The 13048-nt window shown below is 70.0% G+C and carries 8 protein-coding genes and 1 pseudogene; 8 read left to right on the forward strand and 1 reads right to left on the reverse strand.

Features of this window, described 5'->3' with window-relative positions; genetic code table 11:
* Positions 1 to 84 precede the first annotated feature (84 nt).
* The 3 genes and pseudogenes from ACIQK6_RS11610 to ACIQK6_RS11620 all read left to right on the forward strand — a co-directional run.
* Positions 85 to 684: pseudogene (locus ACIQK6_RS11610) on the forward strand (helix-turn-helix transcriptional regulator); the annotation flags it as partial.
* A gap of 52 nt (positions 685 to 736) precedes the next feature.
* Positions 737 to 1819, forward strand: coding sequence for an inositol-3-phosphate synthase (locus ACIQK6_RS11615; protein WP_189737960.1), 1083 nt, complete (start codon positions 737 to 739; stop codon positions 1817 to 1819).
* Positions 1820 to 1923: 104 nt separating this feature from the next.
* Positions 1924 to 3192: an MFS transporter gene (locus ACIQK6_RS11620; protein WP_329100209.1), complete on the forward strand. Its 1269-nt coding sequence runs from the start codon at positions 1924 to 1926 to the stop codon at positions 3190 to 3192.
* Between the two features lie 68 nt (positions 3193 to 3260).
* Here ACIQK6_RS11620 and ACIQK6_RS11625 read toward each other — a convergent pair whose 3' ends face one another.
* Positions 3261 to 4727: a CCA tRNA nucleotidyltransferase gene (locus ACIQK6_RS11625; RefSeq protein ID WP_402694720.1), complete on the reverse strand. Its 1467-nt coding sequence runs from the start codon at positions 4725 to 4727 to the stop codon at positions 3261 to 3263.
* A 186-nt stretch (positions 4728 to 4913) separates the two neighbouring features.
* Between ACIQK6_RS11625 and ACIQK6_RS11630 the strand changes: the two genes are divergently transcribed.
* The 5 genes from ACIQK6_RS11630 to ACIQK6_RS11650 all read left to right on the forward strand — a co-directional run bounded on the left by ACIQK6_RS11630 (position 4914) and on the right by ACIQK6_RS11650 (position 13039).
* Positions 4914 to 7178 (forward strand): DUF6049 family protein, encoded by a 2265-nt coding sequence (locus ACIQK6_RS11630; RefSeq protein ID WP_402694721.1) that lies wholly within the window; start codon positions 4914 to 4916, stop codon positions 7176 to 7178.
* Positions 7179 to 7224: 46 nt separating this feature from the next.
* Positions 7225 to 9399 (forward strand): murein biosynthesis integral membrane protein MurJ, encoded by a 2175-nt coding sequence (gene murJ / locus ACIQK6_RS11635; RefSeq protein ID WP_329100206.1) that lies wholly within the window; start codon positions 7225 to 7227, stop codon positions 9397 to 9399.
* Positions 9400 to 9516: 117 nt separating this feature from the next.
* The gene (locus tag ACIQK6_RS11640; protein ID WP_329100205.1) at positions 9517 to 11250 is read left to right on the forward strand and encodes a protein kinase family protein; all 1734 of its coding nucleotides are present in this window, start codon (positions 9517 to 9519) and stop codon (positions 11248 to 11250) included.
* Positions 11251 to 11402: 152 nt separating this feature from the next.
* Positions 11403 to 12104: an RNA polymerase sigma factor SigM gene (sigM, locus tag ACIQK6_RS11645; protein WP_329100204.1), complete on the forward strand. Its 702-nt coding sequence runs from the start codon at positions 11403 to 11405 to the stop codon at positions 12102 to 12104.
* A complete protein-coding gene (locus ACIQK6_RS11650; RefSeq protein ID WP_329100203.1) occupies positions 12101 to 13039 on the forward strand; it encodes a hypothetical protein in 939 nt (312 codons plus the stop codon). Before sigM ends, ACIQK6_RS11650 begins: the two co-directional genes overlap by 4 nt.
* Positions 13040 to 13048: the final 9 nt, after the last annotated feature.

A 13048-nucleotide genomic window follows, 5' to 3' on the forward strand; every position in this document is an offset into this window, starting at 1 on the left:
GAGCGCCCCGTTCTATCGTCTGGATGTATCGAGTCGATACATCAGCTCGACATAAAGACTCAGGGGCGGAGGAGGGGCAGGCGGATGAGCAGACGCTCAGGCATCCTCGAGTTCGCCGTCCTCGGCCTGCTTCGCGAATCCCCCATGCACGGTTACGAGCTGCGCAAGCGGCTCAACACCTCGCTGGGGGTGTTCAGAGCCTTCAGCTACGGGACGCTCTACCCCTGCCTCAAAACGCTGGTCGCCAACGGCTGGTTGATCGAAGAGCCGGGCAACGCCCCGGAGGACGCTCTCGCCGCTTCACTCGCAGGGCGCCGCGCCAAGATCGTCTACCGGTTGACGGCCGCGGGTAAGGAGCACTTCGAGGAGCTGCTCTCCCACACGGGCCCCGACACCTGGGAGGACGAGTCCTTCGCCGCCCGCTTCGCCTTCTTCGGCCAGACCGAACGAGACGTCCGCATGCGGGTACTGGAGGGCCGCCGCAGCCGGCTGGAGGAGCGTCTGGAGAAGATGCGTGCCTCGATCGCCCGGACGCGGGAGCGTCTCGACGACTACACGCTCGAGCTGCAGCGGCACGGCATGGAGTCCGTGGAGCGCGAAGTGCGCTGGCTGAACGAGCTCATCGAGAGTGAGCGGGCGGGACGGGATCGGAGACGATCCGGTCCGTCCAACGAAACTGAAAAATGAGGCCTGCACCTCGCAGGCCTCGTCCGAGAACAAACAGGGAGCAACCGGAATGGGTTCGGTTCGCGTAGCCATCGTCGGCGTAGGCAACTGCGCCGCCTCGCTGGTGCAGGGCGTCGAGTACTACAAGGACGCCGACCCGGCGGCCAAGGTCCCCGGTCTGATGCACGTCCAGTTCGGCGACTACCACGTGCGTGACATCGAGTTCGTCGCCGCGTTCGACGTCGACGCGAAGAAGGTCGGCCTCGATCTTTCGGACGCCATCGGCGCCAGCGAGAACAACACCATCAAGATCTGCGACGTCCCGAACGCCGGTGTGACCGTCCAGCGCGGCCACACCTACGACGGCCTGGGCAAGTACTACCGCATGACGATCGAGGAGTCCGCCGAGGCTCCGGTCGACGTGGTCCAGGTCCTCAAGGACCGCGAGGTCGACGTCCTGATCTGCTACCTGCCCGTCGGTTCCGAGGACGCGGCGAAGTTCTACGCCCAGTGCGCCATCGACGCCAAGGTCGCCTTCGTCAACGCCCTCCCGGTCTTCATCGCCGGCACCAAGGAGTGGGCGGACAAGTTCACCGAGGCCGGTGTCCCGATCGTCGGCGACGACATCAAGTCGCAGGTCGGCGCCACCATCACGCACCGCGTGATGGCGAAGCTGTTCGAGGACCGCGGTGTCCGTCTTGAGCGCACCATGCAGCTCAACGTCGGCGGCAACATGGACTTCAAGAACATGCTCGAGCGCGACCGCCTCGAGTCGAAGAAGATCTCCAAGACCCAGGCCGTCACCTCGCAGATCCCCGACCGTGAGCTCGGCGAGAAGAACGTCCACATCGGCCCGTCCGACTACGTCGCGTGGCTCGACGACCGCAAGTGGGCCTACGTCCGCCTGGAAGGTCGCGCCTTCGGCGACGTCCCGCTGAACCTCGAGTACAAGCTCGAGGTGTGGGACTCCCCGAACTCGGCCGGTGTCATCATCGACGCCCTGCGCGCCGCGAAGATCGCCAAGGACCGCGGCATCGGCGGCCCGATCCTGTCGGCGTCCAGCTACTTCATGAAGTCCCCGCCGGTGCAGTACTTCGACGACGAGGCCCTGGCCAACGTCGAGAAGTTCATCAAGGGCGAGGTCGAGCGCTAACCGAACCCACGGGTCTTCACGACACCTGGACTTCGGCAGTTCTTCCGCGGAGGGTCCCCGGGCAATGTGCCCGGGGACCCTCCGCGTATGTGACCCTTGCCCTCATGCCTGTCGTACGTGATCTGCGCGTACTCCTGCGCCTGAGGGACTTCCGCAACCTGCTCGCCGTACGACTGCTCTCCCAAGCGGCGGACGGCGTCTACCAGGTCGCACTCGCCACCTACGTGATCTTCTCTCCGGAGAAGCAGACCTCACCGGCGGCCATCGCCTCCGCCATGGCGGTACTGCTGCTGCCGTATTCGGCGATCGGCCCCTTCGCCGGGGTGCTGCTCGACCGCTGGCGGCGCCGCCAGGTCTTCCTCTACGGCAATCTCCTGAGGGCCTTCCTCGCCTGCGTCACCGGAATGCTGATCGTCGCGCAGGTGCCCGACTGGCTGTTCTACGCCTCGGCCCTGTCCGTGACCGCCGTCAACCGCTTCGTGCTGTCCGGGCTCGCCGCCTCGCTGCCGCACGTCGTCGGACCCGACCAGCTGGTCACCGCGAACGCGCTCTCCCCCACCGCCGGAACCCTCGCGGCGGTGGCGGGCGGAGGGCTGGCCTTCCTGGTCCGGCTGCTGGCCTCCGACTCCAACGCCCTGGTCGTGCTCCTGGGCGCCGGACTCTACCTGTGCGCGGCCCTGGTCTCCCTGCAACTGGCCATCGGCCTCCTCGGGCCGGACCACCCCGCCGGCCGGGCCCATCCCTCGGTCGCCGAGGGGGTCGCCCTCACGGTGCGGGGAATGGCCGAGGGCTTGCGCCACCTCGCCTCCCGGCGCGAGGCGGCCCGGGCACTCACCGCGATGACCATGATGCGGTTCTGCTACGGGACCCTGTTCGTGATGCTGCTGATGCTCTGCCGCTACGCCTGGTCGGACAACGAGTCCGACGGGCTGGCGCTGCTGGGCATCGCCGTCGGCGCCTCCGGGGCCGGGTTCTTCGCCGCCGCCGTGGTGACCCCCTGGCTGGTGGGCCGGCTGGGCCCGCTCGGCTGGATCACCGCATGCTCGGCCGGCGCCGCCGTCCTGGTGCCGGCCCTCGGCCTGTTCTTCGCCCCCGGGCCGATGCTGGCCGCTGCTTTTGTACTCGGCCTCGCCACCCAGGGCGCCAAGATCTCCACCGACACCGAACTGCAGTCCCAGGTGGACGACGACTACCGCGGCCGCGTCTTCTCCGTCTACGACGTCTTGTTCAACGTCGCGTTCGTCGGCGCGGCGGCGGTGGCCTCCCTCATGCTCCCCGCCGACGGACGCTCCGTGGCCCTGGTCCTCATCGTGTCAGCGCTCTACGCCGCGACCGCCGTGTTCCTGGCCCGGGGCGAGCGACGTTTCACGTGAAACATCAGCTCTGAAGAACGACGGGGGCCGATGTTTCACGTGAAACATCGGCCCCCGTCGTCCGTAGGTCAGGCCTGTGCGGCCCACCACTCCTTCAGCGCGACGACGGCGGCGTCACGGCCCATCGGGCCGTTCTCCAGCCGCAGCTCCAGCAGGAAGGCGTAGGCCTTGCCGATCACCGGGCCGGGGCGCACGTCGAGCACCTGCATGATCTCGTTGCCGTCCAGGTCGGGCCGGATCGCGTCCAGCTCCTCCTGCTCCTGCAGCTGCGCGATACGGTCCTCCAGCCCGTCATAGGTCCGGGAGAGGGCATTGGCCTTGCGCTTGTTGCGCGTGGTGCAGTCGGACCGAGTCAGCTTGTGCAGACGCTCCAGCAGCGGACCGGCGTCGCGGACGTAGCGCCGGACCGCGGAGTCGGTCCACTCCCCGTCGCCGTAGCCGTGGAAGCGCAGGTGCAGCTCCACGAGCCGGGACACGTCCTTGATCATGTCGTTCGAGTACTTCAGGGCGGTGAGCCGCTTCTTGGTCATCTTCGCGCCCACCACCTCGTGGTGGTGGAAGGAGACCCGACCGTCGCTCTCGAACCGGCGGGTGCGGGGCTTGCCGATGTCGTGCAGCAGCGCCGCGAGCCGCAGGACCAGGTCCGGGCCGTCCTCCTCCAGCGCGATCGCCTGCTCCAGCACGATCAGCGAGTGGTCGTAGACGTCCTTGTGCCGGTGGTGCTCATCACTCTCCAGCCGCAGTGCGGGCAGCTCGGGAAGCACCCGGTCGGCCAGCCCGGTATCCACCAGCAGTCCCAGACCCTTGCGCGGGTGGGCGGAAAGGATCAGCTTGTTCAGCTCGCCCTGGACCCGCTCCGCGGAAACGATCTCGATCCGCTCGGACATCGCCTTCATGGCCACGACGACCTCCGGGGCGACCTCGAAGTCCAGCTGCGCGGCGAACCGCGCCGCCCGCAGCATCCGCAGCGGGTCGTCGGAGAAGGACTCCTCCGGGGTTCCGGGCGTGCGCAGCACGCCGGCGGCCAGATCCTGCAGACCGCCGTGCGGATCGATGAACTCCTGCTCGGGCAGGGCCAGGGCCATGGCATTGACCGTGAAGTCACGCCGGACCAGGTCCTCGTCGATCGAGTCGCCGTAGGAGACCTCGGGCTTGCGCGACGTACGGTCGTACGCTTCCGAGCGGTACGTCGTCACCTCGATCTGGAAGTTCCGCACGGTGTCCCCGACGCGGGCGCTCTTCTGAGCCCCGACGGTGCCGAAGGCGATACCGACGTCCCACACCGAATCCGCCCACGGCCGGACGATCTTCAGAACGTCCTCGGGGCGGGCATCGGTGGTGAAGTCGAGATCGTTGCCGAGACGCCCCAGCAGCGCGTCGCGGACGGACCCACCGACCAGGGCGAGACGGAAGCCCGCCTCCTGGAAACGGCGGCCGAGCTCGTCGGCGACAGGAGCGACCCGCAGCAGTTCACTGACCGCGCGGCGCTGCACCTGACTCAGGGCACTGGGATTGTCTTCGTTGGCGTTCGGCACAACAGAAAAGGGTACGTGCCCGGCTCCCCAGGGGCCGCCCCGTTTTGCGGCCACCCCGGTACGCCGCCCCCGGGGTCCTGAGCCGATCATGTGGAGCAAGGCGCGGCACTCGCACACAGCGGGCCTCGTTACCATGCGTGGACGCACAAAAGACGACCACTGACACTTCGAGGGACGGGCTAGCGCGTGGCCGAGGCGGCTGACAACCAGGGGGCGTCCCCCGCTCCTGCCCGGCGCCGGTGGCTGCGGCGGGCGATCGTCCTGCTCGCCGGGACGCCCGTACTGGCTGCGCTGATCTACTCTCCCGCCCCCCGGGCCGAGGCCGCGCAGGCCTCGGCCGTGGACGTCCAGCTGACCTCCATGACCCCCTCGGCACCGGTGAAGAACGACACCCTCACCATCCGGGGCACCGTGCTCAACACCGGTGCCGAGACCATCACCGACGCACATGTCGGTCTGCGGGTCGGGCCCGCGCTCGCGGACCGCTCGTCCATCGACGAGGCGGCCGAGCGGACCGGTTTCCGGGCCGGCACCGACCCGGGTGAGATCGACTCGGCCTTCGCGGTGAAGATCGCTTCCCTGCCGTCGAAGATCAGCCAGGAGTTCACGCTCACCATCCCGGTGAACAAGCTGGAGCTGGACAAGGACGGCGTCTACCAGCTCGGCGTCTCCCTGTCTGGGGTGACCAACAGCAGGCCGTCCGAGCAGGTGATGGGCATCAAGCGGACCTTCCTGCCCTGGCAGCCCGAGGCCGCTGCCAAGCGCTCGCAGCTCACCTACGCCTGGCCGCTGATCTCCACCACGCGCGTGACGGCGGAGACCGGCTCCGACGAGCTCCAGACCCCCGTCTTCCTCGACGACTCCCTCGCCGACGAGATCAAGCCGGGCGGGCGCCTGGAGCAGATGGTCACCCTTGGCAAGGACCTCCCGATCACCTGGGTCATCGACCCCGACCTCCTCTACGCGGTCGACGCGATGACCAAGGGCTACCGGGTCCGCAGCCCCGGTGGCAAGCCCGTCCAGGGCAAGAACAAGGCCGTCGCCGAGCAGTGGCTGAGCTCCCTGGAGGCGGCCGTCCAGGGCAAGAAGGTCGTCGCCCTGCCGTTCGCCGATCCCGACCTCGCCTCCCTCGCCCACCAGGGCAAGGACGTCTCGGGCACCCTGGGCCAGCTGCGCCCCGCCACCGACAAGGCGAAGCAGGCCGTCGAGACGGTCCTGCACGTTCCCGCGTCCACGGACTTCTCCTGGCCCGTGGACGGCGCCATCGATCCCTCGATCGTCAATGTCGCCACCTCGGCCGGCGCCCACAACGTCCTCACCCGCAGCGACAGCCTCGTGGAAAGCGGCGCCCTCGGCTACACGCCCTCGGCCGCCCGGCCCATCGGCGCCGGCACCACCGCCGTCGTCGCCGACGCCGACCTGTCCACCGCCTTCGAGGGCGACATGCTGGACGCCGGAACCTCCACGCTCGCCGTGCAGCGGTTCCTCGCCCACAGCCTCGCCCTGAACCTGCAGAAGACCGACGAGCCGCGCAGCTTCGTCGTCGCCCCACAGCGGATGCCCAGCGTCAGCCAGGTCCAGTCGATGGCCGAAGCCGTACGCGGCCTCCAGGCGGGCCGCTGGACCCAGCCCGGGGACCTCGAGGCCGCGGCCGCCGCCAAGCCCGACCCCGGAGCCACCACCCAGGTGCCGGGCGCCGGCCAGTACCCCGAGTCCCTGCGCAAGCAGGAGCTGCCTGTGTCGGCCTTCGAGAAGATCCGCGCCACGCAGAACACCCTCGACCGCTTCAAGGTGATCCTCGCCGCGCCCGACCGCGTGGAGATCCCCTTCGGCAACACCACCAACCGCGAGATGTCCACCTCCTGGCGCGGGCGTCCCGAGGAGGCCCGCCTCTACCGGGACCAGGCCCAGGACTACCTGATCGGTCTCACCGAGAAGGTCAAGGTCATCCCCAAGTCCGACGCCACCTTGTCCGGGCACAGCGCCACCATCCCGGTCAGCGTCCAGAACAGCCTGGTCCAGGACGTCCACGACCTCGTGCTGCGCGTGAAGTCCGCCAATCCGACCCGCCTGATGTTCGGCAAGAGCGGGCAGGCCGAGCAGCAGGTCACCGTCCAGGGCGACCACACCCAGACGGTCAAGTTCACCGCCAACGCCACGGCGAGCGGCCCCGTCGAGGTCACGGCGCAGCTGTTCACCAAGGACGGCGTCCCCTACGGCAAGGAACGCAAGTTCACCGTCGAAGCCACCGAGATCACGCCCACCGTGATGCTCGTCATCGCCGGCGGTGTGCTCCTCCTGGTCCTGGCAGGCATCAAGATGTACGCCAGTCGCAAGCGCGTCGCAGCACGCGCGGCCGCCGAGGAGAGCACGCAGCCGAGTGACGAGTCCCCTGACACCGGAGCGCAAAGCACCGAGGGGTCCGGCGCGAGTGAGACAGTGGACCGTTGATTGACGCCGTGGCCGGTCGGCCTGGGGACGATGAGGTGGGGTTTCGATGAACGCGCCGTACGACGGTGACCGCGCGCAGGGCACTGGTGGGCCTGCGCCCTCCCAGGGCGCTGCCCCGGGCACCCCGGTGCCCGGGCAGGTTTCCGCGCCTGCGCCCGCGCCGGAACGTGACCCGTATGTCCAGGACGCCTACGACCACGACCCGTACCGGTCCCACGACCTGTCGGCCCAGGACCCGGTCGCCGAGGTGCTCTACGACCGCGCCTCGCACCCGCCGCCGCCGCCCGGCACCTACCAGGAGCCCGGCCCGCTCTACGCCGCGCCGACCGCGCCCTCGTACTCCCCCGACCCGCGCGTCTGGGCCCAGACCCCGCCGCCCGAGCCGGACGGTCCCTCGCGCCACCTGCCGTACGGTGACCACGCCACCACCACCCAGTTCGTCGGCGTGGACTCCCTCGTCACCGGTGCCTCGGACGAGCAGCCCGAACCGGATGCCTTCGCGCACCTGTACCGGGACCAGGAGGCGGCGCCCCGCACCGCCGTCGAGGAAGCCCCCGTCGCCGCACCGGCACCGAGCAAGCCCGCCGGACGGGCAGCGAACCTGCTCAAGTCCAGCGCGCTCATGGCCGCGGGCACGATCGTCTCCCGCCTCACCGGCTTCCTGAAGACCCTGGCGATCGCGGGTGCCATCGGCGTCGGCACCTTCAACGACACGTACCAGATCGCCAACACGCTGCCCACGATGATCTACGTGCTGGTCGGCGGCGGCGCCCTGAACGCCGTCTTCATCCCGCAGCTGGTCCGGGCCATGAAGAACGACAGTGACGGCGGGCAGGCGTACGCCAACCGGCTGCTGACCCTCGTCGTCGTGCTGCTGGCCGCCGTCACCACCATCTGTGTCCTGGCCGCACCGGTGTTCATCACGATGATGTCGCCGAAGATCGCCTCCGACCCCGAGCAGATGGACGTCGCGGTCGCCTTCGCCCGCTACTGCCTGCCCACCATGTTCTTCATGGGCGTGCACGTGGTCCTGGGTCAGATCCTCAATGCCCGCGGCCGCTTCGGCGCGATGATGTGGACCCCGGTCCTCAACAACATCGTGGTCATCGCCACCTTCGGCGCCTTCATCTGGGCCTTCGGCGGCTTCACCACTTCCGGCGTCAACGCCAGCACGGTCACCCCCGAGGGCGTCCGCCTGCTGGGCCTGGGCACCCTGCTCGGCCTCACCGTCCAGGCCCTCGCGATGCTGCCGTACCTGCGCGACGCGGGCTTCAAGCCGCGCCTGCGCTTCGACTGGCGGGGCCACGGCCTCGGCAAGGCCGCGGGCCTGGCCAAGTGGACGTTCTTCTTCGTCCTCGCCAACCAGGCCGGCCTCGTGGTCGTCACCCAGCTCGCCACCTGGGCCGGCTCGGTCGCCGAGAAGCAGGGCCACCCGGGCACCGGTTTCACCGGCTACCAATACGCGCTGCTGCTGTGGCAGATGCCGCAGGCGATCATCACCGTCTCCGTCATGACGGCCGTCCTGCCCCGCATCTCCCGCTCCGCGCACGACGGTGACGCCGCCGCGGTCCGGGACGACATCTCCTACGGGCTGCGCACCTCGGCCGTCGCGATCGTGCCCTGCGCCTTCGCCTTCCTCGCCCTCGGTGTCCCGATGGCCACCCTGCTCTACGCCGGCTCGGGTTCGGGCGCCCAGAACATCGGCTACATCCTGATGGCGTTCGGCCTCGGCCTGATCCCGTACTCCATCCAGTACGTGGTCCTGCGCGGCTTCTACGCCTACGAGGACACCCGGACGCCCTTCTACAACACCGTCATCGTCGCCGCGGTCAACGCGGCGGGCTCGGCGATCTCCTTCTTCGTCCTCCCCGCCCGGTGGGCGGTGGTCGGCATGGCCGCCGCCTACGGGCTCGGCTACGCCGTAGGCGTCGGCGTCGCCTGGCGGCGCCTGCGCACCCGGCTCGGTGGCGACCTCGACGGGGCGCACGTCATGCGCACCTACACCCGTCTCATCGGCGCCTGCGTCCCGGCCGCCGCCGTGGGTGGCGCGGCCGCTTTCGGGGTCACGCAGTGGCTGGGCAGCGGAGTCGCCGGCTCCGTCACCGCCCTCCTCGCCGGCGGCATCGCCCTTGCCGTGGTGTTCCTGATCGCCGCCAAGCGGATGCGGATCGAAGAGCTCAACGCGATGGTCGGAATGGTCCGCGGACGTTTGGGGCGCTGATGCGCACAACCGTCGCCCCCTTTCGTGTGTCGTGCTTAGCGTCGGACTGTGGGCACAATTGGCATGGCTTCGCAGACTGGCTGACAGCGCGCAACGGATGGGGAGGCAGGAACGACGGTGGCGGAACGTAGCACGGCTGCCGTCGACGTGGCCGACAACAGCGGCGATGAGCCGCTGACCGCTCAGGCGGCACAGGCCACGTCCGACGGGGTGGACACCCAGAACGGACGAGCCGCGGACGGACCCATGCCCGACAAGGACGGCGAACGCACCAACGCGGCCCCTGCGGCTGCACCCGAACTGCACAGCGGACACAAGCTCGCCAGACGCTATCGGCTGGAAGAGTGCGTCACCCGTGTGGACGGATTCAGCAGTTGGCGCGCGATGGACGAGAAGCTGCGCCGTGCCGTGGGCGTGCACCTGATGCCCGCCGACCACGCGCGCGCCCGCTCCGTCCTGGCCGCCGCCCGGTCCTCGGCCCTGCTCGGCGACCCACGGTTCGTCCAGGTCCTGGACGCCGTGGAGGAGAACGACGTCGTCTACGTCGTCCACGAGTGGCTGCCCGATGCCACCGAGCTCACCGCGCTCCTCGCCGCGGGCCCGCTGGAGGCCCACGAGGCCTACCAGCTCGTCAGCCAGGTCTCCCAGGCCATGGCCGCCGCGCACCGCGAGGGGCTCGCCCATCTGCGGCTGACGCCCAGCGCCATACTGCGCACCTCCACGGGCCAGTACCGCATCCGCGGCCTCGCCGTGAACGCCGCCCTGCGCGGCATCACCAGCGAGACCCCGCAGCGGGCCGACACCGAAGCCATCGGCGCGCTCCTGTACGCCGCCCTCACCCAGCGCTGGCCGTACGAGAGCGACGCGTACGGCCTCACCGGCCTGCCCAAGGGCGTTGGGCTGATCGCCCCCGACCAGGTGCGTGCCGGCGTCCACCGGGGACTGGGCGAACTCGCCATGCGCGCGCTCGCCAACGACGGGGCCACCGCCTCCCGTCAGGAACCCGCCTGCACCACCCCTGACGAGCTGGCCAAGGCCGTGGCCGCGATGCCCCGCATCCGGCCGCCGGAGCCCGTCTTCACGGCTCCGCCGGAGTACCAGCACACCACCTACCAGCAGGGCAGCTACGGACGCCCCACGCCTCCCGGTCTGAACACCGTCCAGAGTCGTCCCGTCGTCCCGCCGCCGGCCCCGCTGGAGAGCCGTACCGGCCGGGCCTTGAAGTGGGGCGTCGCCGCCCTGCTCATCGCCGCCCTCGGCCTGGGCAGCTGGCAGCTGGCCGACACCCTCCTGGGCCGCACCAGCCAGCAAGGGAACAGCGGCACCAGCAACAACACCAAGCCCGGGCCCGAAGACAACCCGAAGGCGCCGGAGCGGACCGAGCTGGCCATCAAGGGGGCGGCGGAGTACTACCCGGACGACAAGCCCCAGGATCTCGACGGGGTCTCCAAGGCCTACGACAACGACGCGACCTCGTTCTGGCGGACCTACCGGTACGACGACGGCCCTGACATGGGGGCCTTCAAAGAGGGGCTCGGCCTCGTCTTCGACCTCGGCGAAGAACAGGAGGTGAGTGCGGCCTCGATAGCGTTCCGGTTCCCCGGAGACCACACCACCGCGACGCTCTATGCCGCGCCGAGCCTGTCGTCGTCGACCCCGATCAAGAGCATGAAGCAGATCGCCACGGGGACGACGAAGGAGAAGCAGCTGGAGCTCGCCACCGAGACTCCGGTCAAGACGCGCTACGTGGTGCTGTGGCTCACGGCCATGCCCATGGCCGGCCCTTCGGAGTTCAGCACGGCCGGGTACAAGCAGGGCATCACGAACGTCGTCTTCTCCCGGATCTCCTAGCGCTGCCCGCGCTGTGTGCGGCCCGGTCCGGTCCGGGCAAGAGGTCTGCGGGAAGGATCTTCCCGCAGACCTCCCGGGGTATCCGGCCGCGCGGGTCCGCTCCGGGACGAACCCGGATCGACATGTGCTCGGCTTCCAACAGGAGGGGAATCATGAGGCCTGCGCCTGACGGCCCCGCCCCCGCCTCGGACCAGGAGCTCCTGGCCCGGCACGTCGCCGGGGATCCCGAGGCCTTCGGGGAGATCGTGCGGCGGCACCGGGACCGACTGTGGGCCGTGGCGTTGCGGACCCTCGGGGACCGCGAGGAGGCCGCCGACGCCGTGCAGGACGCGCTGGTGTCCGCCTACCGGGCCGCGCACACCTTCCGCGGGGAATCCGCCGTCACCACCTGGCTGCACCGCATCACCGTCAATGCCTGCCTGGACCGCGCCCGCAAGGCCGCCTCCCGCCGGACCGCCCCCCTCGACGATACGGACCGCCTGGAGCGCCTCCTGGAGCCCCATGAGTCCGCGGAGGCCCCTGCGGAGCGCCAGGACCTCCATCGCCAGCTCCTGGCCGCTCTGAGCACGCTCCCGGCTGACCAGCGAGCCGCGCTGGTCCTCGTCGACATGCAGGGGTACCCCGTCGCCGAGGCCGCCCGGATCCTCGACGTCCCCACCGGCACCGTGAAGAGCCGCTGTGCGCGCGGCCGGGCGAAACTCTTGCCGCTCCTCACTCATCTGCGCACGAATGCCGGGGATAACACCGCCACCGAGCGGGGAAGGAACCGGACGCCGGGCCCACCCGTCCCACCAGCGGCAGAACCCAGGCATCCAGACCCAGACGCTGTGAAGGGCGGAGGTGGACGACCGTGACCCCGCCCACTGGCATGTCCGGCACGACCGGCACGATCCGGCACCCGGACGTCTCGGAGATCTCCGACCTGACCGAAGGTCTCCTCTCCCCGTCCCGTACCGCCGAAATCCGCCGCCATCTCGGCGACTGCACCCTGTGCGCCGATGTCCGCACCTCCTTGGAGGAGATCCGCTCCCTCCTCGGCACCCTGCCGGGGCCGGCCCGGATGCCCGCAGACATCGCCGGCCGCATCGACGCGGCCCTCGCCGCGGAGGCCCTCCTCGACGCCACCCAGCCACAGGCCGAGGCCGTACCGGCCGACCGGCCCCGCACGCCGGACCGCGATGTTTCACGTGGAACGCCCCCAGCTACCGCTGGGAGGTACCCCCGGCCCGCCGGTCACCCGACCGGCCCAACCGGCCCCGGGCGACGCCGTGCGCGGCGCCGGATCGCCGTCCTCGCCGGTCTCACCGGAGCCGCCGCCTGCGCCCTGGGCATCTTCCTGTTCGGCGACTTCTCGGGCACGCCCACCCACGGAACCGCCGCCAGTGGCGAGGCATCCGACTCCGCAGCGCGGCCGTCCGCCGCCACGGGCGAAGGCAGCTACACCGCTCAGGGGCTCCAGAACAGTGTCAGGCAGCTCATCGGGGCCGATCAGGGCGCAAAGAACGTTCCCGCGGAGCAGAACAACACCCTCGGACTGGAGAACACCGCACCCGGAGACAAGCGGGCAGCGCCTTCCGTCCCTTCCTGTGTCCAGCAGGCCACCGGTCGCCCTGACACCCCGCTCGCCGCCGAACGCGGCAGCTACCAGGGCACCCCCGTCTACCTCCTCGTCCTGCCGCACCCGGCCGACTCCGCCCGTGTTGACGCCTACCTCGTCGACACGGCGTGCGAGCGAACCGGTTCGGCAGACCCCGGGAAGGTCCTTCTGACGAGCACCTATCCGCGGTAGCCGAGGCGC

This window comes from Streptomyces sp. NPDC091682, assembly GCF_044756625.1.
Lineage (GTDB): Bacteria > Actinomycetota > Actinomycetes > Streptomycetales > Streptomycetaceae > Streptomyces.

Bases quoted from the DNA above. Each gene is read 5' to 3' on its own strand.
- ACIQK6_RS11615 (WP_189737960.1), top strand. From the start codon at position 737: ATGGGTTCGGTTCGCGTAGCCATCGTCGGCGTAGGCAACTGCGCCGCC.
- murJ (WP_329100206.1), top strand. From the start codon at position 7,225: ATGAACGCGCCGTACGACGGTGACCGCGCGCAGGGCACTGGTGGGCCT.
- sigM (WP_329100204.1), top strand. From the start codon at position 11,403: ATGAGGCCTGCGCCTGACGGCCCCGCCCCCGCCTCGGACCAGGAGCTC.
- ACIQK6_RS11620 (WP_329100209.1), top strand. From the start codon at position 1,924: ATGCCTGTCGTACGTGATCTGCGCGTACTCCTGCGCCTGAGGGACTTC.